Source organism: Streptomyces alboniger (genome assembly GCF_008704395.1).
GTDB classification, from domain to species: domain Bacteria; phylum Actinomycetota; class Actinomycetes; order Streptomycetales; family Streptomycetaceae; genus Streptomyces; species Streptomyces alboniger.
In genome coordinates, this window is record NZ_CP023695.1 from 7,020,909 (window position 1) to 7,042,517 (window position 21,609).

The following is a 21,609-nucleotide window of genomic DNA, read 5'->3' on the forward strand; positions in this document are numbered from 1 at the left end:
TGCCCCGGACCCCGGTCCTCAATCGCCGGACGGGCTCAATTCCGGCTCCCCGGTCCTCGGACGCCGGACGGGCCCAGTTCCGCGAGCCGCTCCCTCACCTCCCCCGCCTCGACCATCACCCGCGCCACCAGCTCCGCGCACGACGGAAGGTCCTCGATCAGGGCCGCCACCTGGCCCGAGGCCATGACCCCCGCCTCCGGGCGGCCGTCGACCATCGCCGCCTTGAGCATCATCGGTGTGTTCGCCGCGAGGAGCACCTGGCTCCATGTCAGGTCCTTGCCGTGCCTCATCGCGAGGCCGTCGCGCGCCATCCTGGTCCAGCCGAGACCGGAGACCTTCCGGAACGCCGCCGCGTGCCGCACCGCCCGGGCCAGGGACGCGACCCGGCCCGACCTCTCCAGGGCGGCGACCAGCTCCGTACGCAGCATCCGGTGCGGGAGGCCGTCCACGCGCGTGGTGACCGTGATGTCCTTGACGGAGGCCGCCAGATAGCGCGCTTTGACCGCGGCCGGCACCGTCGAGTCCGAGGTGAGCAGGAAACGCGTGCCCATCGCCACGCCCGCCGCGCCGTAGGCGAGAGCGGCGACCAGGCCGCGCCCGTCGTGAAACCCGCCCGCCGCGATCACCGGGATGTCCACCGCGTCGACGACCTGGGGCAGCAGGACCGTCGTCGCCACCTCGCCCGTGTGGCCGCCGCCCTCGCCGCCCTGCACGATCACCGCGTCCGCGCCCCACGCGGCGACCTTCTCCGCGTGCCGGCGAGCGCCGATCGAGGGGATGACCACCACGCCCGCGTCCTTCAGCTCGTCGATCAACGCCTTCGACGGCGCCAGCGCGAAGGACGCGACCCGCACACCCTCGTCGACGATGATCCGGACACGGTCCCGCGCGTCCCCCGCGTCGGCCCGCAGATTGACCCCGAACGGCGCGTCCGTACGGGACTTGACCTCACGGACAGCCGCGCGCAGCTGCTCCACCGTCATGGTCGCGGAGGCCAGGACGCCGAGCGCCCCCGCGCCCGCCGTGGCCGACACCAGGCGGGGCCCCGCCACCCACCCCATGCCGGTCTGCACGATCGGATGCCGCACCCCGACCAGCCTGGTCAGCGGGGTCTCGATGACGGGCGGGGCCGCCGTCACGCGCGCACCTCGCGCTCTCGCATGCCTCCCGGGTCCACCACGTCCCGTATCACCCGCAGCTCCTCGTCCGTCGGCTCGCGGGTGTGCGGGACGTCGCCGGCCGGAACGGCCAGGGTGAAACCGGTGGCGTCGCGTACCTGGCCGAGCGTGACGCCCGGGTGCAGGGACACCAGCCGCATCGCGTGATCAGGCGTAGCGAAGTCGAAGACGCCGAGGTCGGAGACGACGCGGCGCAGATCGTGGAAGCGGGTCGCCGAGGGGCCGGCCGCGGCCGCGCTGTCGTACCCGACGCCGCTGATCATGTCGACCTTCTCGACGAAGACCCGCGTCGAATGCCGCGGGATCCAGTAACTCACCGGGTTGTTGATCGTGTTGGCCGGGGCACCGCGCACACCGAGCAGCTGCCGCCGGGGGCGCTCCCAGTCGCCGATGCACGAGATGTTCTGATTCCCGAAGCGGTCGATCTGGCTCGCGCCCATCATCACGTGCCGCCGCCCGCCCATCGCCATCGTCAGATGCCTGCGGTACGGCAGCCAGCCCTCCGTCACGCTCGACGCGGCGCCGAGGGCCGGGACATCGCCGATGAGCAGCGCCTCGCCGTCCGTGAGCAGCAGCTCGGGGGAGAACGTCAGCTTGGCGAGGCGCGCGCCGATGGCCGGGACCGTGCCCATGGGGGACGCGAGGATCTCGCCGCCGCCCCGCCAGGCCTCGGCGCAGGCGATCACGCAGTACTCGGCGCGGGTGACGGTCCGCCCCTTCGGCGCGGGCCCCGCTCCGGCCGGCGTCATCGCTGCTCCTTGTGCCAGGCCTGGACGGCCAGTTGGTAGTCCCGCTCGGTACCGCCGAGGAAGCGGTCACGGAAGGCGCCCCACGCCTCGGGGTCGGCCGCGGCGGTGGCGTACGCCTTCTGGAAGGGCTCGTCGCGGCCGTAGTCGGGCACGCAGGAGGTGAAGTGCGCGCCCTGGGGTGTCTGTGTCACTCCCGTCACCGAGTGCCGTGAGATCAGCAGTGTCTGGGGCGCCGCGTGCTCGGCGAGCCCCCCGGCGGCGTCTACGAGCCGTTCGCACGAGACGTACGCGGTGTCGGAGGCCTCGCAGAACAGGTCGTCGAAGTAGGGGTCGGGGCCCAGATACCGGGCGTTGCCGAAGCGGTCGGCGCGGTTCATGTGCACCAGCGCCGCGTCCATCCGCAGGGCCGGCACCGCGACGAGCCGCTCTCCGTCCTCGTACGGTGAAGTGACCGTGCGCAGCTGGGGGTTGACCCGCAGGACATCCGATCCGAGGCCCGCGCGGACGGGCAGGAAGGGCAGCCGCTGGGCGCCCGCGGTGAGGCCCTGCATGAACATCGCCTCGTCCAGCTCGACGAGTTCGAAGTCGCCACGCTCGCGTGCCGCCCTGAAATGCGGCTCCAGAGGGATCGAGTCGAGCGTCGTGAACGCCGTGACCAGCTTGCGGATCCGGCCCGCGGCGGCGAGCAGACCGATGTCCGGGCCGCCGTACGAGACGACGGTCAGGTCCGTGACGCCGGACCTCAGCAGGGCGCGCACCAGTGCCATCGGCTTGCGGCGCGAACCCCAGCCGCCGATGCCGAGTGTCATCCCGCTCTCCAGGCGCCCCACGATCTCGTCGGGCGTCATCGCCTTGCCCGTCCGTGCCGAGTGCGTCATGCCCTGCCCTTCCCTTGGGTCTGGGTCCCGAAGCCCGCACGGGCACGGTCGGCGAGACCGCTCAGGTTCGCCTCGAAGGTGAAGCCCTGCTCGAAGCGGTAGCTGCGGTGGACGTCGACCGGGTCGATGCCGTTGATCGCGGCCTTCGCCAGGCGCAGCAGGGTGCCGTCCTTGCGGGCGATCTCGCATGCCAGCTCCACGGCCGTTTCGAGCAGCTCCGGGCGCGGGACCACCTGCCACACCGAACCGTGCGCGTGCAGCTCGGCGGCCGTCACCGTGCGCGCGGTGTAGTAGAGCGCGCGCATCAGGTGCTGCGGGACCAGGCGGGACAGGTGCGTGGCCGCGCCCAGCGCGCCCCGGTCCAGCTCGGGCAGACCGAAGGTGGCGTCCTCGCTGGCCACGATCGCGTCCGCGTTGCCCACGAGGCCTATGCCGCCGCCCAGGCAGAAGCCGTGCACGGCGGCGACGACCGGCACCTCGCAGTCGTACACCGCGGAAAAGGCCGCGGCGCAGCCGCGGTTGGCGCCGATCAGCGCGCCGTGGCCGCTGTCGCGGCGGATCTCCTTGATGTCCACGCCCGCGTTGAACCCCCGGCCCTCGGCGGCCAGCACCACACAGCGCGTGGCGGGATCGCGCCCCGCGTCGCGCACGGCGTCGGCCAGGTCGAACCACCCGCGCACGGGCAGGGCGTTGACAGGCGGGTGGTCGACGGTGACGACGGCCACGCCCTTGTCCGGGACGGAGGTGGAGACAGACATCAGCAGATCCGCTACCTTTCGACCACACGCCTTCAACCAAACATTTGTTAGTTCGAAAGGTAGCAGCGATGACTGACACCCGACAGGTCGTCGTCGTCACCGGCGGCACCCGCGGCGTCGGCGCCGGAATCGCCCGCGGCTTCCTCGCCGCCGGGGCGCGGGTCGTCGTCTGCGCCCGTAGACCGCCCGACAAGCCGGTCGAAGCGGCAGGCGCAACCGCCGAGTTCCGTGCGCTCGACCTGCGGGACGCGGCAGCCGCCCCCGCCTTCCTCCACGAAGTGGCCGCCGCCCACGGCGCGGTGGACGCCCTCGTGAACAACGCGGGCGGCACGCCCTTCGGCCTCCTCGCCAACACCGCCCCGGCCCGCCAGGCCAGGATCGTCGAACTGAACCTGCTCGCCCCGCTGTACGCCTCGCTCGCCGCGTACGACGTGATGCGCACCCAGGAGGCGGGCGGCAGCATCACGATGATCGGCAGCGTCAGCGGCACCCGGCCCTCGCCGGGCAGCGGGGCGTACGGCGCCGCGAAGGCGGGCCTGGAGAACCTCGCGCGGACCATGGCGGTCGAATGGGCCCCCGCCGTACGGGTCAACACGGTCGTCCTCGGCCTCGCCCGCACCGAGAGCGCCCATCTGCACTACGGCGACGACGAGGGCCTCGCACGGGTCGCCCGCACGGTCCCGCTCGGCCGCCTCGCCGACCCCTCCGACGTCGCCGACGCCTGCGTCTTCCTCGCCTCCGCCCGCGCCCGCTACATCAGCGGCGCCGCACTCCACCTGCACGGCGGCGGTGAACGCCCCGCCTTCTTGGACGCCGCCCCCGTAAACCACTGAAGTCCCCCAGCTGAAGCCCACCAACTGAACTCCACCAAGGGAGTCGTCGCATGGCCGCAGACGCCACGTCAGCCGTCACACCGCCGCCCGCCCCGGCCGGGATCTGCGCGGGCCGCGTCGTGATCGTCACGGGCGCGGGCCGCGGTCTCGGCCGTGCTCACGCGCGCGCATATGCGGCCGAGGGCGCCAAGGTCGTCGTCAACGACCTCGGTGTGGGACCGGACGGCTCCGGCGAGTCGGACGGTCCCGGGGAGCCCGGCGGACCCGCGCACGCCGTGGCCGAGGAGATCCGCGCCGCGGGCGGTGAGGCCGTCGCGCACGGCGGCGACATCGCGACGCCCGAGGGCGCGGCCTCACTGGTGCGGGCAGCCCTCGACACGTACGGGCGCCTGGACACGCTCGTCAACAACGCGGGCTTCCTGCGCGACCGGATGCTGGTCAACCTCGACGAGGACGACTGGGACGCCGTCATGAGGGTTCACCTCAAGGGCCACTTCCTCCCCCTGAAGCATGCCTCGGGCCACTGGCGGGCCGAGGCGAAGGCCGGGCGCGTGCCGCACGCGTGCGTGGTCAACACCAGCTCGGGGGCGGGCCTCCAGGGGAGCGTCGGGCAGGGCAACTACAGCGCCGCCAAGGCCGGAATCCTCGGCCTCACTCTGGTCGCCGCCGCCGAACTGGCTGCCTACGGAGTGCGGGTGAACGCCATCGCCCCCACCGCCCGCACCCGTATGACGGAACGGACCTTCGCCGACACGATGGCCGTTCCCGAACCCTGCGCCTTCGACGCGATGGCCCCGGGGAACGTCTCCCCGCTGGTCGTCTGGCTCGGCTCCACCGCCTCCGCGGGCGTCACCGGCCGCGTCTTCGAGGCGGAAGCGGGCCGCATCACGGTCATGGAGGGCTGGCGCCCCGGCCCCACCGCGGACAAGGGCGTCCGCTGGACCCCGTCCGAGGCGGGCGAGGCGGCCCGCGGACTCCTCGCCGACGCGGAGCCACCGCGGCCGGTGTACGGGGCGCGGTGAGCCGCGACGGGCCCTCACTCGACCTCGCCGGCCGCCGGCGCGGTCCTGGTACCAGGGCGCCCTAGTACCGCGCGGCTGTGTCGCTGCTCTCCGCCCCCGCCGGGGCGGCGAAATGGGCGCGCAAGGCCGCGGCTACGGCGGCCGGGCGTTCCGCCGGCGCCAAGTGGGAGGCGTCCGAGAGTTCCATGAGGGACGCGCCCGGTACGGCGTCGGCGATCTCCCTGGCGTGGGCGGGCGGCGTCGCCGGATCCTCGCGGCCGGCGAGCACCAGCGTGGGCACGGCGATCGACGCCAGGGAGCCCCGCAGGTCGTACGCGGCCAGGGCGTCACAGCACGCGGCGTACGCGCCCGGATCGACGGCCAGGTGGTCCGCCACCAGGGCGGGCACCGTGAAGCCGGGTGTGAACCACCGTTGCGGCGCCGCCCGTACGAACTGGGCCAGGCCCTCCCGGCGCACGGTCGCGGCCCGCTGCCGCCACGGTTCGGCGCCGCCGAAGTGGGCCGAGGTGCAGACCGCCGCGAGGCGCGTCACGCGCTCGGGGTGGTGGGCGGCGAGGTGAAGTCCCACGGCGCCGCCGAGCGAGACACCCGCGTACGCGAAGCGGTCGACGCCGAGCGAGTCGGCCAGCGCCAGGACGAGCCCCGCGAGATCGGCGACCGTGGCGCCGGGCCCGATCAGACCGGCGGGGGAGCGGCCGTGGCCGGGCAGGTCCCAGCGCACGACCCGGTGGGCGGCGGCGAGTTCGGGCGCGACCCCGTCCCACAGGGCCATCGAGGTGCCGAGGGACGGGCCGAGGAGGAGCGGGGGAGCGCTCTGCGGCCCCTCGGCGGTGTGGTGCGGCAGCTTGCCGGTCGTGTCGATGGTCAACGTCGCTCCAGGGCGCGGTCGGTGAGGGTGGCGGCGGAGCCGGTGTAGCGGGCGGGGTCGGTGAGTTCGGTGAGGTCCACGTCCTTCAGGCCGGGCTCTTCCGCGAGGACTTGCGCGAGTGTGCGCCCCTCGGCGTGAACACGCCGGGCCGCGTCGGTCAGGAGCCGCTGCGCGCGGGCGCGGCCGAGCAGCGGCGTCAGCTCGGCGGCGAGCCGCTCGGAGACGATCAGCCCGCCGGTGAGATCGAGGTGGGCGCGCATGGCCTGCGGGTGGACGCGCAGATCCTCGGCCATCTCGGCCGCGTCCCGGGCGGCGCCGCCGGTCAGGCGGAGCAGGTCGCGCAGCGGCTCCCACTCGGCGTGCCAGGCACCCGCCGGCCGCTCGTCCTCGGCGGCCAGCGAGCCGTGCAGGGTCGCCGCGAGGGCGGGCGCGCGGCGCGCGGCGGCGGCGATGAGGGTGGCGCGGACCGGGTTCGCCTTGTGGGGCATCGCGGACGAGCCGCCCCCTGCTCCTTCCGACAGCTCGGCGATCTCGGTGCGGGAGAGCGTGAGGACGTCCGCGGCCGCCTTGCCGAGGGCTCCCGCGGTGAAGGCGAGGGCGGCCGCGAGGTCGGCGACGGGGGTACGAAGGGCGTGCCAGGGCAGCAGCGGCTCGGCCAGCCCCAGCTCGCGCGCGTAGGCCGTCACAAGGCTCCCACCGGCCTCGTCGACCACCCGGCGCCCCTCGCCCCCATACAGCCCATCCATCCCGTACACCCCGAACACCGCCAAGGTCCCCGCCGCGCCCCCCAGTTGCGCCGGCAGCGTCCCCCGGGCCCCCGCGACCCGGTCCCGCGCGTCGAGCACGAGCGAGCGCCACCCCGCCGCCTTCAGACCGAAGGTCGTCGGCACCGCGTGCTGCGTCAGCGTGCGGCCCGGCATCACCGTGTCCCGGTGCCGCGCCGCGAGACGCGCCAGGGCGCCTTCCGTGCGGGCCAGGTCCGCGAGGAGCAGGTCCAGCGTCCGGGCGCAGAGCAGCATCAGAGCCGTGTCGAGGATGTCCTGGCTCGTCGCGCCCCGGTGGACGTAGGGCGCCGCGTGGGCGGGCACCGCCGCGGTCAGGTCCGCCACCAGGGGGATCACCGGGTTCCCGCCCTCCCGCGCGCGGAGCGCGAGGGAACGGGCGTCGAAGCGGCTCGCGTCCGAGGCCGCTCGGGTGACCGCCGAGGCCGCCTCCCCGGGGGCGAGACCGACCGCCGCCTGGGCGCGGGTCAGCGCCGCCTCCGCGTCCAGCAGCGCCTGGAGGAAGGCAAGGTCGCTCGTCGCCTCCTCGGCGGCGGAACCCGCCGGGCCGGGGGAGAACAGGCCGCTCACGGGAACTCCAGGAAGACCGTCTCGCCCGCCCCTTGGAGCCGGATGTCGAACCGGAACGTGCGCGGGGCCTCGCTGCGCGCGATCAGCGTGGCGCGCCGGTCCGCGTCCAGGGAGCCGAGGAGCGCGTCACCGGGTTCGTCCACCACGTACGCGCGCGTGTAGAGGTGATGCAGCAGCCCGCGCGCGAAGACGGCGATCGAGATGTACGAGACGCCGCCCGGCGGCAGCGTCCGCACCGCCCAGTGGCCGTCCGCGTCCGTCGGCACCCGGCCGAATCCGGTGAACGCGACCCCGTCGCGCCCGATGGCCCGTCCCGTCACGGGGTCGTGCCGCAGCGACCCGGGCGCTCCTGTCAGCGAGCCGTCCGGGGCGGGCTGCCAGGTCTCTATCAGGGCGTCGGGGACGGGCTGCCCCGCGCCGTCGTACACGTACCCGTGCAGCGTGAGGGTGTCCGGGTGGCCGTCGGGCGCGACCTCACCGCCGCGCGGGAAGGGCAGCGCGTAGCCGTAGAAGGGGCCGACGGTCTGGGAGGGCGTGGGCAGCGGCGGGCGAGCGTGCGGGGGCATCAGTGGGGGGCGCCTTCCTCGAAGAAGGTCGCGGACGGGCCGTCCAGGACGATGTCCCAGCGGTGGCCGAGCGACCACTCGGGGACGGACAGATCGTGGTCGTACGCGCAGACGAGACGCCGGCGCGCGGACTCGTCTGTCACCGAGCGCAGCACCGGGTCGTAGGGGAGGAGCGGGTCCCCGGGGAAGTACATCTGAGTGACCAGGCGCTGGGTGAACGCCGTGCCGAAGAGCGAGAAGTGGATGTGCGCGGGACGCCAGGCGTTGACGTGATTGCGCCACGGATAGGCGCCCGGCTTGATGGTCGTGAAGGAGTACGCACCGTCGTCGTCGGTCAGGCAGCGGCCGAAGCCCGTGAAGTGCGGGTCGAGGGGCGCGGGGTGCTGGTCCAGCTGGTGGGCGTACCGGCCGGACGCGTTGGCCTGCCACAGCTCGACCAACTGGCCGCGCACCGGCCGCCCGCGCCGGTCGAGGACCCGGCCGGACACGGTGATCCGCTCGCCCAGCGGCTCGCCCTGGTGCTGTCGCGTCAGATCGCGGTCCAGGGCGGTGACGTCGGTGACGCCGAACGCGGGGCCGCTCAGCTCCACCGCCTCGGGGTCGCGCAGCGGGACCAGCGGCTGCTTGGGGTGGCGGAAGTGGCTGCTGCGGTAGGGCGGGTAGTCGCGTGGCGGATGGTGCCGGGCGGTCGAGGCACCCTGCGCCTTGGCGACCTCGGCGTCTATCGCGCCCTGGCTGAGCCCGTCGGGCAGCGGCTCGGCGGACGGCGAGGAAGGGTTCGGGGAGGAGGAAGTGGTCAGGGTCATCTCTTGCGGCTCCTGGTGTGCGGCCATGCGTCGGTGACTCCGTAAGGGCGTGACGGCGGGGCAGGTGGGTCAGGCGCGTCGGGCAGCGGTGACGCCGCGGGTACCCCGCCTGCTCACGACGCGCCCCCGGCCGGCAGCAGAACCTCCGCCCCGGTCCTTGCGACGACCTCCTCGGCTCCGACCCCCGGGGCCAGTTCGGCCAGCTCAAGACCCTGCTCTGTCACGTCCAGCACGCACAGATCGGTGATGATCCGGTCCACGCACCCCTTGCCGGTCAACGGCAGCCCGCACTCCTCGACGACCTTCGGGGCGCCGTCCTTGGCGGTGTGCGTCATGACGGCGATGACCGTGCGGGCACCGTGCACCAGGTCCATCGCCCCGCCGATCCCGGTGATCATCTTGCCGGGGACCGCCCAGTTGGCGAGGTCCCCGCGCGCGGAGACCTGCATCGCGCCGAGCACGGCGACATCGATGTGGCCGCCGCGGATCATCCCGAAGGAGAGCGCCGAGTCGAAGAAGGAGGCGCCGGGCAGCACGGTCACGGTCTCCTTGCCCGCGTTGATCAGGTCCGGGTCGACCTCGGTCTCGGTGGGATAGGGGCCCACGCCGAGGATGCCGTTCTCGGACTCCAGGATCACCTCCACACCCGGGGGCAGGTGGTTGGGGATCAGAGTGGGCAGGCCGATGCCCAGGTTCACGTACTGGCCGTCGCGGAGTTCGCGTGCCGCGCGGGCGGCCATCTGCTCACGGGTCCAGGGCATCAGCCGCTCACCGTCCGCTTCTCGATCCGCTTCTCCGCCGCCTGCCCGGGGGCGAGCGCGACCACGCGCTGCACGAAGATCCCCGGCAGGTGCACCGCGTCCGGATCGATCCCGCCCGGCTCCACCAGCTCCTCCACCTCCGCGACGGTGACGCGTCCCGCCATCGCCGCGAGCGGGTTGAAGTTGCGGGAGGACTTGGCGAAGACGAGGTTGCCGTGCCGGTCGCCCCTGGCCGCCCGCACCAGCGCGAAGTCGGTACGGATGCCGTGCTCCAGGACGTACGGGATGCCGTCGAACTCCCGTACCTCCTTGGCCGGGGACGCTAGGGCGACCCCGCCCTCGCCGTCGTAGCGCCAGGGCAGCCCGCCGTCGGCGACCTGCGTGCCCACCCCGGCCGGGGTGTAGAACGCCGGGATGCCGGCGCCGCCCGCCCGCAGCCGCTCGGCCAGCGTGCCCTGCGGGATCATCTCGACCTCCAGCTCGCCGCCCAGGTACTGCCGGGCGAACTCCTTGTTGGCGCCGATGTAGGAACCGGTCACGCGCGCGATGCGGCCCGCCGACAGGAGCACCGCGAGGCCCGAGTCCATCGCCCCGCAGTTGTTGGACACCACCCGCAGCTCCGCGGCCCCCGACGCGTGCAGCGCCCGAATCAGCTCGTTCGGCACGCCGCTCAGGCCGAAGCCGCCGACCGCGAGCGACGCCCCGTCCGCGATGTCGGCCACCGCGTCGGCGGCCGTGGCAACCACCTTGTCCATCCGTGTGCCCCCACTCGTCCCGGCCCGATTAATCAGGGCACTGAGCATTTCTGCGAGGATAGGAGCGCCCTCAACTGCCTGGCAAGCATGGGCAGCACGCGGGATCACAGGAGGTATTGTTCAGCGCACCGATGAAAAGAGCCGGAGAAGCGGAGGATCCCATGGTCGCGGTGGACCTGGCCACCCACCCCGGGCACCTGGCCCGGCGCCTGCAACAGGCCCACTACCTCCTGTGGAACACGATGGTCTCCGAGGAGATCACCTCACCGCAGTTCGCGGTCCTCAACGCCCTCGTCGCCGAGCCCGGCCTCGACCAGCGCACCGTGGGGGAGCGGGTGGGCCTGGACCGCTCCACCGTCGCCGAGGTCATCAGCCGGCTGATCCGCCGCGAGCTGCTCGACAAGGTCCGCGACCCGCAGGACGGCCGCCGCTATCTGCTGCACCTGACCGAGGAGGGCAGGCGCGCGCACCGCAAGCTGACCGTGCGCACCGCCCGTATGAACCAGGTGTTCCTCGCCCCGCTCTCCACCGACGAGCAGACCGCCTTCTTCGACCTGATCCAGCGAGTCGCGGACGCCGCGGAGAGCCTGCGCAGCCCCGAGGAGCCGCTGGCGGCCCCGCGACGCTGAAGCGCGCTCACGCCTTCGCGAACACCACCCACACCTGCCCCTTGGCGAACGGCAGCCGCTTGCCGTCGGGCGTCGTGAACGCCGTGCCGTCCTCGGGTGACGGCCGCTCCCAGCGTGCCTCGTAGGCGCGCCCGTCCCGCAGGACGCGCGCCTTGCCCTCGCCGACCGTCTCGGTGAACGGAGAGACATTGCCCGACCGGTCGTGGAAGCGGGACGGCCGTACCTTCACGTACTGCACGACGACCGTGGACGCGCCCAGTTCCTTGCCGTCGGCGGCCCGCGCCCGCTCCCCGTCCATGGTGATGCGCCAACGTCCCTCGTACTCCACCCAGTCGAAGGTGAAGCTCGCCGAAGGGAAGCTGACCGTCCGGTGTGTCTCCGGTGTGCCGCCCGCCGGGCGCGGCCCGAACCGGAACCCCGTGCTCTCCAGGGCGCCCGCGCGCGGGGTGGCCTTCAGCGCCTCGGGGCGTACGAAGAGGTCGTGCGGCGCGACCCTGCCGTCGTCCCGGTAGTAGGCGTCATCGGTCGCCTCGTCCGGCGGAAGGGCACGTACCGGGGCGCCCGCGATCAACGGAAGCAGCTTCGACTGCGCTCCGGAGAACGCGAGCACGGGCCGGTCGAACTGCCGCAGGAGTTCGAGATCCGTCTCGCGCGCGCTGCGTACCGGCCCGATCGCGGGCGGCACCCGGGAGGCGTACACCGCCATCAGGCGGCTCAGCCCCGTCTCCACCTGCTCGGCGTACACGACGTCCGCCGCGTCCAGACCGGTGTGCGGGCGCGCCGGGCGTACGTTGTCGAGCTTCACGGCGAGGACGGTTCCACCGTCACCAGGGGGGCCGCCCGCGGACGTTCCCCTCTCGTCGGGCTGCACCGTGCAGCCGGCCGCCAGGGCGGCGAGCACCACCGCCCCGGCCCGCGTACGCGTTCGCATCAACCGTCTCATGCGTACGTCATACCCCGTACGTCCCGTTTTTCAGCCCAGGTCGAGCGCGTTGCGCAGACCGAGTCGGTAGCGGGTGCGGTCGTGGCGCTTGGCCAGTTCGATCGCCGGGGCCCGGTACAGCGGCTTCACCGTGCACGGCCGCTGATCCGATCCCGCCTGCTTCAGCAGGGCGTTGACGGCCGCGCGGGCCGACGCGTTGGCGCCCTCCATCGTCGCCAGGTCGATATCCACGGACACGTAGTCCCCGGAGAGGAAGAGGTTGGGGATCTTCGTCGCGGCCGAGGGGCGGTTGTGGAAGGTGCCGACGGGGTGGATGAGGAGTTCGTCCTCGTTGGTGGGGTTCGGCGTGCCGAGGCCGTCGACGCCCGGGTCGAGGAACCACGAGTGCAGCTTGCTGTCCTTCAGGACCGTCTTCCCGGTGTCGTTCAGCGCGGCCTTGAGCTGCGCCCACACCTCCTTGGCGACCTCGTCGCGCGTGCACTGCTTGGCCGTCTTGCCGTAGAGTATCCCCGGCTTGTCCCACTCGGAGATGTCCACCGACAGGCAGTCGACCGCGACGCCGTCGCCGTAGTCGGCGGGGAAGTCGCGCTCGGGCCAGTGACCCGCCTGCGCGATGCCCGTCAGCGACCAGGGCGAGTCGATGCAGTTGAAGTGCCCCTTCACGAGGGGCGGGCGCTCGGTCAGATAGAACTGGATGCCCGTCATCCAGTCCGTCTGGAGCTTGTCGCAGCGCGCAAGCTGCGGGTCCGCCGCCTTCATCGCGGCGCTCCACGTCCTGCGCGCGTGCTCCACCGGCATGGCCTGCACGTAGTGATCGGCGGTGATGTCGCGGCGTACGCCCTCGGGGTCCTCGATCACCGTCTTGGTGACGCGGCCACCGCCGAACGCCAGTTCGCGCACCGTCCAGCCGACGCGGAACTCGACCCCGAGCGAGGTGAGGTGGGCCACCCACGGATCGATCCACGCCTCGTTCGTGGGGGCGTTCAGGAGGCGGTCGGGCGGGCCGTCCGCGCCCTGGCCGAGCGCGTTGAAGACGAAGGCCTCGCCGAGCGTGCCGACCGTGCGGGTGCTGGCCTCCTCGGCCTTCGTCGCCACGATGTTGCGGGTGACGCCGATCGCGAGGATGCGCTGATAGTCCTTCGACATCCTCTCGGCGCGCACGAAGTCCCACCAGGGCGTCGACTCCCAGTCGTCGTCGCGCCGCTCGTCGCAGCTGGTCAGGAAGACCAGGGCGCGGTTGACGAAGTACGCGACCTCGTGCGCGGGCAGGTTGAACGCGGTGTCGAGAAGGGCGGTGAGGGCCCGCGCGATGTCGTCCGGGGTGAGCTTCTCCGGCTCGCTGCCCGGCCACGGGATCGGCATGCGGATGTCCTCGCGACCCGTGCGCGCGAACGACATCTCGCGGGGCGCGACGAGGTTGTCCCACACGCCGTTCGCGTTCCCGGGGAAGGGGATGCGGCGCATGGTGTCCGGGAGGTTGTGGTAGATCCCAGGGATGAAGCGGAAGCCGTGCTCGCCGGGCAGCGGCTTGCGGTTGCCCTTCGCACTGTCCGGTACGTCCATGCTGCGGGCCTTGCCGCCGAGCGCCCTGCGTTCGTAGACCGTCACGGCGAAGCCGCGCTCGGCCAGCTCATGGGCGGCCGTGAGCCCCGCGACGCCGCCGCCGAGCACGGCCACGGACTGCTTGGCCCGCGGTGCGCCCGGGGTAGCCGCCGCGGCAGGCAGCGCGCCCGCTCCCACGCCCAGCGCGGCGGCCCCGCCGACCGCCGCGGCCCCCGCGACGAACCCCCGCCGCGTGCTTCCTCCGGCATGACTGTGCCCCATGCCCCGCCCCCCTTACCGTCGGTAACTGACGTGTCAGGCGCAGGAGCATACGGTCGCGGACTGGTGAGGCGGAAGAGACGCAGACGCGGCTTCCTACTTTGGCGTGATTACGGTGCACCCGTGGTCACGGTGCGAAGGGAAGTCGCGCAACGACGCGTCAGCGCGGCGGTCCCAGGACATCCGTGAGCGAGTACCGCACCGGCTCCTCCAGCTGGGCGTACGTGCAACTCTCCGGGGCCCGGTCGGGGCGCCAGGTGCGGAAGCGCGCCGTGTGGCGGAAGCGCCGGCCGCCCTCCATATGGTCGTACGCCACCTCGCAGACCCGCTCCGGGCGCACCGGCACCCACGACAGGTCCTTCTTCCCCGACCAGCGGCTCGGCGCTCCCGGCAGCCGCGCCGTCTCGTGTGCCGCCTCGTCCGCCCACGCCGCCCAGGGGTGAGCCGCTGCGGATTCCATCCGCAGCGGCTCCAGCTCCTCGACGAGTTCCGCGCGCCGCTTCATGGAGAACGCGGCGGCGACGCCCACGTGCTGCAAGGCGCCCGCGTCGTCGTACAGGCCGAGGAGGAGCGAGCCGACCACCGGGCCGCTCTTGTGGAAGCGGTAGCCCGCGACCACGCAGTCTGCCGTGCGTTCGTGCTTGACCTTGAACATGACGCGTTCGTCCTGGCGGTAGAGCAGGTCGAGCGGCTTGGCGATGACGCCGTCGAGGCCCGCGCCCTCGAACTGCTCGAACCAGTGCCGCGCCACCTCCGCGTCGGTGGTCGCCGGTGCCACGTGGACAGGGGGCGTCACTTTGGAGAGGGCCGCTTCCAGATGTGCGCGCCGCTCGGCCATGGGGGTGGCGAGCAGGGAGGCGTCCGCGAGGGCGAGCAGGTCGAAGGCGACGAAGGAGGCGGGGGTGCGCTCGGCGAGCGTCGCGACCCGCGAGGCCGCGGGGTGGATGCGCTCGGTGAGGGCGTCGAAGTCCAGGTGCCCGTCCCTGGCGATCACGATCTCGCCGTCCATCACGCAGCGCTCCGGAAGACGTTCCCGCAGGGCCTCCACCAGTTCGGGGAAGTAGCGGGTGAGGGGCTTGCCCGTACGGCTGCCGATCTCGATGTCGTCACCGTCGCGGAAGACGATCGCGCGGAAGCCGTCCCACTTCGCCTCGTACTGCATGCCCGGCGGGATCTTCGCGACGGGCTTGGCGAGCATGGGCTTCACGGGCGGCATCACCGGCAGATCCATAGTCCGATTCTGCGGGGAATCGCTCCATACCGCCCGGTGTGCGGTGAATGTCCGGCCCGCTTAGCGTGGCTCCATGGGTGAAGCCAAGGGCAAGAGCGCGGCCGTGGAGATCGACACGGGGGAGCGGACCGTACGTCTGTCCAGCCCCGACCGGGTGGTCTTCCCCGAGCGGGGTTTCACCAAGCTGGACGTCGCCCGGTACCTCGTGTCCGTGGGCCCCGGCATCCTCCGCGCGCTCAGGAACCGCCCCACCACCTTGCAGCGCTACCCGGACGGGGCGGCCGGCGAGTTCTTCTACCAGAAGCGGGCCCCGAAGAACCACCCCGACTGGATCCCCACCGCCACCATCACCTTCCCCAGCGGCCGCACCGCCGACGAGATGTGCCCCACCGAGGTGGCCGCCGTGATCTGGGCGGCCCAGTACAACACGCTCACCTTCCACCCCTGGCCGGTGCGCCGCGACGACCTCGACCACCCCGACGAACTCCGCATCGACCTCGACCCGCAGCCCGGCACGGACTACGCCGACGCGGTACGGGCCGCGCACGAGCTCCGCGCGGTCCTCGACGAGTTCGGCGGTCTGGTCGGCTGGCCCAAGACATCCGGCGGACGCGGGATGCACGTGTTCGTGCCCATCGAACCCCGCTGGACCTTCACCCAGGTGCGGCGGGCGGCGATCGCCTGCGGACGGGAACTGGAGCGCCGCATGCCGGACCAGGTCACCACGGCATGGTGGAAGGAGGAGCGCGGCCCCCGCATCTTCGTGGACTACAACCAGACGGCCAGGGACCGCACGATCGCCTCCGCCTACTCGGTACGGGCCCGCCCCCACGCCCCCGTATCGGCCCCCCTGCGCTGGGACGAGGTCGACGACGCCACTCCGGAGGACTTCGACATCGCCACGATGCCGGACCGCTTCGCGAAGCTGGGTGACGTCCACGCGCGCATGGAGGACCACGCCCACTCCCTCGAAGCCCTTCTCGACCTCGCCGACAAGGACGAGAGAGACCACGACCTCGGCGACCTGCCGTACCCCCCGGAGTACCCGAAGATGCCGGGAGAGCCCAAGCGCGTACAGCCGAGCAGGGCGAAGCACGAGGAGTGAGGGCGGCCTGCCGGGCGCCGGGGCACGATCATGGGTGGGCCGGCTGCTTCGGCACACTGGCCTGATGGAGCCCGATGAGGAACAGCCGTTGGCCGGAGGCAATGTCAGCGAGGGCGTCGTCCGGGTGGGCGACACGGTCCGCCGTCCCACTGGACCATGGACCCCTGCGGTCCACGCCCTGCTCACCCACCTCCATGAGGTCGGATTCCACGCGGCGCCCCGCCCGCTGGGCATCGACGACGAGGGGCGCGAGGTCCTGACCTTCATGCCAGGAGATGTGGTCTGGCCGGACCGTTTCTCGCTGCTGGACCCCGCTCGGCAACTGGCTCGCGTGGCACAGCTGACCAGGGACTTTCACGATGCCGTGCAGGACTTCACGCCACCGCCCGACGCGCGCTGGCAGAGGCTGATTCCCGCCGAGGGCAGCGACATCATCGCCCATCACGACCTGGCTCCGTGGAACCTCGTGGTCGGAGGCGGGGGCCAGAGCCAGGGCCAGTGGGCCCTCATCGACTGGGACGGAGCGGGTCCCGGTTCCCGCCTGTGGGACCTCGCGTACGCGCTTCACGGCTTCGTTCCGCTGTCCGCCGATCCGCGCCGGCGGCGCCCCGATGCGGCAGACCGGATGCGGGGCTTCGTCGGCGCCTACGGCCTAGACGAGGCTGAACGCCGTCGGCTGGTCCCGATGCTGGGGCGCAGAACGCGTTCCATGCATGTCTTCCTACGCGACCAGGCTGCCTGCGGTGTACAGCCCTGGGCCAGGCTGTGGACCGAAGGCCACGGCGATGTCTGGCGAAGCGATACCGAATACATCGAGCGACGCGAAGACGAGTGGCTGCGCGTGCTGCTCGCCGATTGAGCCTGTTCCGTACGGCGGTTGATCGTGGAGGCTCATGTGGTCGGCCGCTGATGCGGTCGCCCGCTCGTGTCATCGCCGTACGCCGATGCCGCACGACTGCTCGGGGGGGGGCAGGCCGGCCTGCGGCGCTCTCACGATGACGGCCCATCGTGCGTCAGCAGATGTCGTTCCGCAACCGCTGGTCGTCCAGTACGAGTTCGCGGATCGCGTCCGGGAGCTGGTCCCGCTGCCACCGGCACTCGCGCCGCCCCGCGGCCTCGCCCTCACCTTCCGGCGCGGCAGCGCGCACGGCCTTGATCGCGTAGGCGGCCGCTCCGAGTTCATGTGCGGCGACGTGCGCGACGGCCCCCGCCTGCCCAGCCGCGTACGCGGCGTGCCGGGGCGCCCCGCGCAGGTCCCTGGCCGCCGCCCCCATGGCGTGGCCGCCCGCCGCGCGTGCCCGCATCATCGGGACCTCGCCGCGCACCCAGGCACGGGCGTGCTCGATCGCCTGACGCGGCCGCGGGTCCTCCGGCCGAGCCGACTCGAAGAGTTCGAGGACGTGTCCGGCGCAAGAGGCCGCCCACAGCGCGAGGAGGTGGTGGTCCGCATCGGTGAGTGTCCCCCCGCGTCGGATCGTCACGAGACGAGGGTCCCGGACCTTCGGGAGGATCATGGGCCGCTCTCCTCATACCTGCGTCCGCCCCGCGCCAAAGCACCCCAGCGCATGAACGTACCGGGCGTGATCACTGTAGTGCCCCTTCCCGGGGTGGTCGGCAAGCCGATGCGGAAGGATGCCTCCTGACACCGACAGGGAGGAGTGAACGAAGGTGACCGAGGAACCGCGCCCCACCCTGGAGGCCGTGGCCGCCCGTGCCGGGGTCTCCAGGGCCACCGTCTCCCGAGTCGTCAACGGCGACCCGGGAGTGCGGGAGAGGCTCGCCGAGAAGGTGCGCCACGCGGTCGACGAGCTGGGCTACGTCCCCAACCGCGCCGCCCGCAGTCTGGTCACCCGGCGTCACGACGCGGTCGCCGTGGTGATCGCCGAGCCGGAGACACGGGTCTTCGCCGACCCGTTCTTCGCTCTCCAACTGCGCGGCATCAGCAAGGAACTGACGGAGCATGACATACAGCTCGTGCTGCTGCTCACCGAGGGACGCGAGGACCACGAACGGGTCGGCCGCTATCTGGCGGGCGGCCATGTCGACGGGGCTCTCGCCTTCTCGCTGCACCTCGACGACCCGCTGCCCGGCATCATCCGGCGCGCCGGGGTGCCGACCGTGTTCGGGGGACGCCCCGGCTGGCCCGAGCCGGGGCCGGGTGAGCCGGGCGTCTCGTACGTCGACTGCGACAACCGCGGCGGGGCGCGCGAGGCGGTGCGGCATCTGGTGGGCCTCGGCCGCAGCCGCGTCGCCCACATCACCGGCCCCCTCGACCAGACGTCCGCGGTCGACCGTCTCGACGGCTTCCGTGACGTGCTCGTCGACGTGGATCCGCGGCTGATCGCCGAGGGCGACTTCACGCCTGCGGGCGGGGAGCGCGCGATGCGGGAACTCCTGGACCGTGTACCGGAGTTGGACGCTGTCTTCACGGCCAACGACCTGTCGGCGTCCGGAGCCCTGCGGGTGCTGCGGGAGCGGGGCAAGCGGGTGCCGGACGACGTGGCGGTGGTCGGCTTCGACGACATGCTGCCGGTGGCCGAGCAGACCGAACCACCCCTGACGACGGTCCGTCAGGACATTGAGGGTATGGGCAGGTTGATGGCCCGGATGCTTCTGCGCGGCAAGGGAGGAGAGGACCTCGGCACCGAGCCGGCCGGTGTGGTCCTGCCGACGGCGCTGGTGCGCAGGGCCTCGGCCTGAGGGGCCGGAAGGGGCGCGGTCAGGACCCCACGCTCACCGTGAAGCGCCGCGGGTTCCCGTCGTGGGCGGCGCCCGACACGTCCGGTTGCCCGTCGGGGCGCACGTCGTCGTACGGGAACGCGTACCCGATGGGGGAGTTGGCGTGCACCACCCGCGCCCAGTGGTTGGTCACCTCGCCCCGGTAGTGGTCGGCGGCGGTCGTGCCGTTGGGCTGTTCGGCATGGGTGAGCATGATGCTGCGGTTGAACCCGGCCGCGAGGCGCGCGAGGAGGCCCTTCTTGTCGTCGGGGTCGCCGGGATTGTTGGTGAACGGGCCGTGGTTGCAGGTGAAGATGTCCTTCGATGTCGGCTTGGTGAAGGAGTGGCCGCCGTTGAACGTCAGTACGTCACCCCTGACGCGCCCGGTGAACACACCACGCCCGCCCTGGAGGTCGATCCTGAGGTCGGTCGAGCGGTACTTGTCCCACACCTGGTCGACGTAGCGGTTCCAGACGTCGCGGAAGGGCATCCGGTCGGGCCGGTCGAAGTAGGGCGCCATGAGGTTCTGCGGCGAGATCACCCTCAGTACGCCCCCGCCGTCGCCCCGGATGACCAGGTCGTCCCAGGGTCGGCCGTCCTTGGCCGCCTGCGCCGTGAGATCCGCGGCGATCCTGTCGACGGCCCCGTCGGGGAGCGGGGCGACGGTATGCGTGGCGTCGCCCTCCAGGGTCAGCCCGATGGGCAGCGCGGTGACGAGGTCGACGTAACTGATGTTGGCGTAGAGCTGCTGGGGGTTGAAGGTGAACTCGCAGAACGACCACGTGCGGCCGTAGTTGGGGTCCGCGGGGGTCGCGAACGCGGGCTCGACGAGGGCGGGGCCGGGGTTGAGGAAGAAGTCCAGCTTGTCGTCGCGCACGAAGTAGACGCGCGCCCCGTACATCTGAGGAAGGGTCAGCACTCTGGGTGCCGAACCGGCGGCGCCGAGCGGGATGGCGCAGTCGACGGGCAGGGGGGTCTGCGGCGCCGCGGGTGAGCCGGGGCGATAGACGCCGCCGTCGGGCCTGAGCAGCAGCCGGCGGCCGGTGCCCTGCTCATGGCCGGTGACGTAGGCGTGCACCTGGCCCGGGAGCGACTTGTTGCGCAGGGCCAGCTCACAGATGACGGGCGCGGCCCGGCCGGCCGCCCGGGCGCTCGGGCCGAGAGCGCTCCCCCAGAGGGGGTAGGTGAGGGCGCCCGCGGTACCGGCGGCGGTGGTCAGGAACATTCGACGCGATATCACGGAAGGTCTCCTGCGCGGTGGTGGGGGAGGGGGGAGCGCTTCGGGGCCCACTGTCGTGGCGGGCGATTGGAGCGTCAAGAGATGTGACTGAGAGCGCTCTCAAAAATGTCACTCCTTCAGGAAATGACAACAAGCGGATTGTCAGTGGCGGGTGCCAGACTCGAAGGGACGGCAGAGAGAATGCGACAAAGGAGTCGATCATGCTCAGTACCCGTTTCGTCCCAGGTGCTCCGGTCTGGGTGGACATGTGTGCCCCCGACCTCGACAGCGTCAGCGCCTTCTATCGCGAACTGTTCGGCTGGGAGATCCAGCGGGGCGGCCCGGATGTGGGGGGCTACAGCCAGTTCCAGATCTCCGACAGGACCGCGGCGGGCGCGATGGCGATGCCGGCCGACGAGGCCCCGCCCGCCTGGACGCTCTACTTCCGCGCGGCGGACGTGGACGCGACGGTGAAATCGGTCGAGCAGGCCGGCGGCGGCACGCTCTACGCGGCGGTGGACGTCCTCGACCTCGGTCGCATGGCCGGCCTCACCGACTCGGCGGGCGTGCCCTTCTCGGTGTGGCAGCAGGGAGAGCTGAAGGGCCTCGATGTTCTGAACGAACCGGGTGGCCTGGTCTGGACCGAGCTGTACACCCCGGACGTCTCCGCGGCCACCTCGTTCTACGGCTCGGTGTTCGGCTGGCAGACCACCGAGATGGCCTTCCCCGGTGGGTCGTACACGATGGTGCATCCCGCCGACGGCAGTCCGGACGACATGTTCGGCGGGATCGTGCCCCTCGACAGCGACCCCTCGGAGGACAGGGCGTACTGGCTGCCGTACTTCCAGGTGGACGACTGCGACGACACCGTCGCCAAGGCCGAGCGGTCGGGCGGCGTGGTGCGGATGGATACCGTGGAAATGCCGGGCGTGGGCCGCTTCGCGAAGCTCGCGGACCCGGCGGGCGCACGGTTCGCCGTGCTGCAACCGGCCCCTCCTGGAGAGCAGATGGAGTCGTAGGCGTCGAGCGGGCCATGTGACCGGGCGGTCGTTGATCGTTCGTTGATCGGTTGTTTCGCGCGGCCGTGCAGTATCGACGGCATGCAGATCGACATGACGGCCCAGCCCGAACTCGCCTGGCAGGAGCAGGCGCTGTGCGCGCAGACCGGAGCGGACTTCTTCTTCCCCGAGCCCGGAAGCTCGGTGCGCGAGGCGAAGTACATCTGCCGGATGTGTGCGATGCGCCCGGCCTGCCTGGAGTACGCACTCGCCAACGACGAGCGTTTCGGCGTCTGGGGCGGCCTCTCCGAGAAGGAGCGGTACGCCCTCAGACGCGTACCGGACAGCGCGCGGTGACGTACGCCTTCACGGGTGCGTCACCCACGGTCAGGCGTACGCGACCGTGAACCGCCCGGTCG

The 21,609-nt window shown here is 72.3% G+C and carries 22 protein-coding genes and 1 pseudogene; 8 read left to right on the forward strand and 15 right to left on the reverse strand.

Going from position 1 to position 21,609, the window contains the following annotated elements; all coding sequences use genetic code 11:
• Positions 1-35: 35 nt before the first annotated feature.
• From CP975_RS30830 to CP975_RS30845, 4 genes are read right to left on the reverse strand one after another with little or no spacing between them, the layout of a single operon-like run.
• Positions 36-1,118, reverse strand: a complete 1,083-nt coding sequence (locus CP975_RS30830; protein WP_055535801.1) for an NAD(P)H-dependent flavin oxidoreductase — start codon at positions 1,116-1,118, stop codon at positions 36-38.
• A 17-nt stretch (positions 1,119-1,135) separates the two neighbouring features.
• Positions 1,136-1,927, reverse strand: coding sequence for a CoA-transferase subunit beta (locus tag CP975_RS30835; RefSeq protein WP_055535791.1), 792 nt, complete (start codon positions 1,925-1,927; stop codon positions 1,136-1,138).
• Positions 1,924-2,805, reverse strand: a complete 882-nt coding sequence (locus tag CP975_RS30840; RefSeq protein WP_055535789.1) for a CoA transferase subunit A — start codon at positions 2,803-2,805, stop codon at positions 1,924-1,926. Before CP975_RS30840 ends, CP975_RS30835 begins: the two co-directional genes overlap by 4 nt.
• Positions 2,802-3,563: an enoyl-CoA hydratase family protein gene (locus CP975_RS30845; RefSeq protein WP_055535787.1), complete on the reverse strand. Its 762-nt coding sequence runs from the start codon at positions 3,561-3,563 to the stop codon at positions 2,802-2,804. Before CP975_RS30845 ends, CP975_RS30840 begins: the two co-directional genes overlap by 4 nt.
• 68 nt (positions 3,564-3,631) lie before the next feature.
• Here CP975_RS30845 and CP975_RS30850 point away from each other — a divergent pair, with 68 nt between their 5' ends.
• On the forward strand, positions 3,632-4,396 hold the full coding sequence (locus CP975_RS30850; protein ID WP_055535785.1) for an SDR family oxidoreductase: 765 nt from the start codon (positions 3,632-3,634) through the stop codon (positions 4,394-4,396).
• Between the two features lie 50 nt (positions 4,397-4,446).
• On the forward strand, positions 4,447-5,418 hold the full coding sequence (locus tag CP975_RS30855) for an SDR family oxidoreductase (protein ID WP_055535783.1): 972 nt from the start codon (positions 4,447-4,449) through the stop codon (positions 5,416-5,418).
• 109 nt (positions 5,419-5,527) lie between these two features.
• Here CP975_RS30855 and pcaD read toward each other — a convergent pair.
• From pcaD to CP975_RS30885, 6 genes and pseudogenes are all read right to left on the reverse strand, one after another.
• A pseudogene (gene pcaD, locus CP975_RS30860) lies at positions 5,528-6,280 on the reverse strand (3-oxoadipate enol-lactonase); the annotation flags it as partial.
• 2 nt (positions 6,281-6,282) lie between these two features.
• Entirely contained in the window at positions 6,283-7,638 is a 1,356-nt protein-coding gene (gene pcaB, locus CP975_RS30865) for a 3-carboxy-cis,cis-muconate cycloisomerase (RefSeq protein WP_150477591.1), read from the reverse strand.
• The gene (pcaG, locus tag CP975_RS30870) at positions 7,635-8,204 is read right to left on the reverse strand and encodes a protocatechuate 3,4-dioxygenase subunit alpha (RefSeq protein ID WP_055533830.1); all 570 of its coding nucleotides are present in this window, start codon (positions 8,202-8,204) and stop codon (positions 7,635-7,637) included. Before pcaG ends, pcaB begins: the two co-directional genes overlap by 4 nt.
• Positions 8,204-9,010, reverse strand: coding sequence for a protocatechuate 3,4-dioxygenase subunit beta (pcaH, locus tag CP975_RS30875; protein WP_150477592.1), 807 nt, complete (start codon positions 9,008-9,010; stop codon positions 8,204-8,206). Before pcaH ends, pcaG begins: the two co-directional genes overlap by 1 nt.
• Positions 9,011-9,123: 113 nt before the next feature.
• The gene (locus CP975_RS30880) at positions 9,124-9,771 is read right to left on the reverse strand and encodes a CoA transferase subunit B (protein WP_055533828.1); all 648 of its coding nucleotides are present in this window, start codon (positions 9,769-9,771) and stop codon (positions 9,124-9,126) included.
• Positions 9,771-10,526 carry a CoA transferase subunit A gene (locus tag CP975_RS30885; RefSeq protein WP_055533826.1) on the reverse strand — a complete coding sequence of 252 codons (756 nt, stop codon included), beginning with the start codon at positions 10,524-10,526 and terminating at the stop codon, positions 9,771-9,773. Before CP975_RS30885 ends, CP975_RS30880 begins: the two co-directional genes overlap by 1 nt.
• Positions 10,527-10,687: 161 nt before the next feature.
• Between CP975_RS30885 and CP975_RS30890 the strand changes: the two genes are divergently transcribed.
• Positions 10,688-11,155, forward strand: a complete 468-nt coding sequence (locus tag CP975_RS30890) for a MarR family winged helix-turn-helix transcriptional regulator (RefSeq protein ID WP_055533824.1) — start codon at positions 10,688-10,690, stop codon at positions 11,153-11,155.
• Positions 11,156-11,162: 7 nt separating this feature from the next.
• On the opposite strand, the gene CP975_RS30895 is transcribed toward CP975_RS30890, so the two are convergent.
• The 3 genes from CP975_RS30895 to CP975_RS30905 form a co-directional block, all read right to left on the reverse strand.
• Positions 11,163-12,086, reverse strand: a complete 924-nt coding sequence (locus tag CP975_RS30895) for a DUF3048 domain-containing protein (RefSeq protein WP_246201688.1) — start codon at positions 12,084-12,086, stop codon at positions 11,163-11,165.
• 42 nt (positions 12,087-12,128) lie between these two features.
• Positions 12,129-13,922 carry a hydroxysqualene dehydroxylase gene (locus tag CP975_RS30900; RefSeq protein WP_055533820.1) on the reverse strand — a complete coding sequence of 598 codons (1,794 nt, stop codon included), beginning with the start codon at positions 13,920-13,922 and terminating at the stop codon, positions 12,129-12,131.
• Between the two features lie 157 nt (positions 13,923-14,079).
• The gene (locus tag CP975_RS30905; RefSeq protein WP_055533818.1) at positions 14,080-15,150 is read right to left on the reverse strand and encodes an ATP-dependent DNA ligase; all 1,071 of its coding nucleotides are present in this window, start codon (positions 15,148-15,150) and stop codon (positions 14,080-14,082) included.
• Positions 15,151-15,223: 73 nt separating this feature from the next.
• Between CP975_RS30905 and ligD the strand changes: the two genes are divergently transcribed.
• Positions 15,224-16,255, forward strand: a complete 1,032-nt coding sequence (ligD, locus tag CP975_RS30910) for a non-homologous end-joining DNA ligase (protein WP_055533817.1) — start codon at positions 15,224-15,226, stop codon at positions 16,253-16,255.
• A gap of 64 nt (positions 16,256-16,319) precedes the next feature.
• The gene (locus CP975_RS30915) at positions 16,320-17,114 is read left to right on the forward strand and encodes a phosphotransferase (protein ID WP_055533835.1); all 795 of its coding nucleotides are present in this window, start codon (positions 16,320-16,322) and stop codon (positions 17,112-17,114) included.
• A 154-nt stretch (positions 17,115-17,268) separates the two neighbouring features.
• Here the strand turns inward: CP975_RS30915 and CP975_RS30920 are convergent, their stop codons facing one another.
• Positions 17,269-17,769, reverse strand: coding sequence for a putative immunity protein (locus CP975_RS30920; protein WP_055533811.1), 501 nt, complete (start codon positions 17,767-17,769; stop codon positions 17,269-17,271).
• A gap of 154 nt (positions 17,770-17,923) precedes the next feature.
• Here CP975_RS30920 and CP975_RS30925 point away from each other — a divergent pair, with 154 nt between their 5' ends.
• Positions 17,924-18,955 (forward strand): LacI family DNA-binding transcriptional regulator, encoded by a 1,032-nt coding sequence (locus tag CP975_RS30925; protein ID WP_055533809.1) that lies wholly within the window; start codon positions 17,924-17,926, stop codon positions 18,953-18,955.
• Between the two features lie 19 nt (positions 18,956-18,974).
• Here the strand turns inward: CP975_RS30925 and CP975_RS30930 are convergent, their stop codons facing one another.
• Entirely contained in the window at positions 18,975-20,213 is a 1,239-nt protein-coding gene (locus CP975_RS30930) for a glycoside hydrolase family 64 protein (RefSeq protein WP_055533805.1), read from the reverse strand.
• A gap of 200 nt (positions 20,214-20,413) precedes the next feature.
• On the opposite strand from CP975_RS30930, the gene CP975_RS30935 reads away from it, so the two are divergent.
• Together CP975_RS30935 and CP975_RS30940 are read left to right on the forward strand one after the other, a co-directional pair.
• Positions 20,414-21,211, forward strand: a complete 798-nt coding sequence (locus CP975_RS30935) for a VOC family protein (RefSeq protein WP_055533803.1) — start codon at positions 20,414-20,416, stop codon at positions 21,209-21,211.
• 81 nt (positions 21,212-21,292) lie between these two features.
• The gene (locus CP975_RS30940; RefSeq protein WP_030785908.1) at positions 21,293-21,547 is read left to right on the forward strand and encodes a WhiB family transcriptional regulator; all 255 of its coding nucleotides are present in this window, start codon (positions 21,293-21,295) and stop codon (positions 21,545-21,547) included.
• Positions 21,548-21,609 lie beyond the last annotated feature (62 nt).

Bases quoted from the DNA above. Each gene is read 5' to 3' on its own strand.
- CP975_RS30835 (WP_055535791.1), bottom strand. From the start codon at position 1,927: ATGACGCCGGCCGGAGCGGGGCCCGCGCCGAAGGGGCGGACCGTCACC.
- CP975_RS30840 (WP_055535789.1), bottom strand. From the start codon at position 2,805: ATGACGCACTCGGCACGGACGGGCAAGGCGATGACGCCCGACGAGATC.
- CP975_RS30845 (WP_055535787.1), bottom strand. From the start codon at position 3,563: ATGTCTGTCTCCACCTCCGTCCCGGACAAGGGCGTGGCCGTCGTCACC.
- CP975_RS30850 (WP_055535785.1), top strand. From the start codon at position 3,632: ATGACTGACACCCGACAGGTCGTCGTCGTCACCGGCGGCACCCGCGGC.
- CP975_RS30855 (WP_055535783.1), top strand. From the start codon at position 4,447: ATGGCCGCAGACGCCACGTCAGCCGTCACACCGCCGCCCGCCCCGGCC.
- pcaG (WP_055533830.1), bottom strand. From the start codon at position 8,204: ATGCCCCCGCACGCTCGCCCGCCGCTGCCCACGCCCTCCCAGACCGTC.
- pcaH (WP_150477592.1), bottom strand. From the start codon at position 9,010: ATGACCCTGACCACTTCCTCCTCCCCGAACCCTTCCTCGCCGTCCGCC.
- CP975_RS30880 (WP_055533828.1), bottom strand. From the start codon at position 9,771: ATGCCCTGGACCCGTGAGCAGATGGCCGCCCGCGCGGCACGCGAACTC.
- CP975_RS30885 (WP_055533826.1), bottom strand. From the start codon at position 10,526: ATGGACAAGGTGGTTGCCACGGCCGCCGACGCGGTGGCCGACATCGCG.
- CP975_RS30890 (WP_055533824.1), top strand. From the start codon at position 10,688: ATGGTCGCGGTGGACCTGGCCACCCACCCCGGGCACCTGGCCCGGCGC.
- CP975_RS30895 (WP_246201688.1), bottom strand. From the start codon at position 12,086: ATGCGAACGCGTACGCGGGCCGGGGCGGTGGTGCTCGCCGCCCTGGCG.
- CP975_RS30900 (WP_055533820.1), bottom strand. From the start codon at position 13,922: ATGGGGCACAGTCATGCCGGAGGAAGCACGCGGCGGGGGTTCGTCGCG.
- CP975_RS30905 (WP_055533818.1), bottom strand. From the start codon at position 15,150: ATGGATCTGCCGGTGATGCCGCCCGTGAAGCCCATGCTCGCCAAGCCC.
- ligD (WP_055533817.1), top strand. From the start codon at position 15,224: ATGGGTGAAGCCAAGGGCAAGAGCGCGGCCGTGGAGATCGACACGGGG.
- CP975_RS30915 (WP_055533835.1), top strand. From the start codon at position 16,320: ATGGAGCCCGATGAGGAACAGCCGTTGGCCGGAGGCAATGTCAGCGAG.
- CP975_RS30920 (WP_055533811.1), bottom strand. From the start codon at position 17,769: ATGATCCTCCCGAAGGTCCGGGACCCTCGTCTCGTGACGATCCGACGC.
- CP975_RS30935 (WP_055533803.1), top strand. From the start codon at position 20,414: ATGCTCAGTACCCGTTTCGTCCCAGGTGCTCCGGTCTGGGTGGACATG.
- CP975_RS30940 (WP_030785908.1), top strand. From the start codon at position 21,293: ATGCAGATCGACATGACGGCCCAGCCCGAACTCGCCTGGCAGGAGCAG.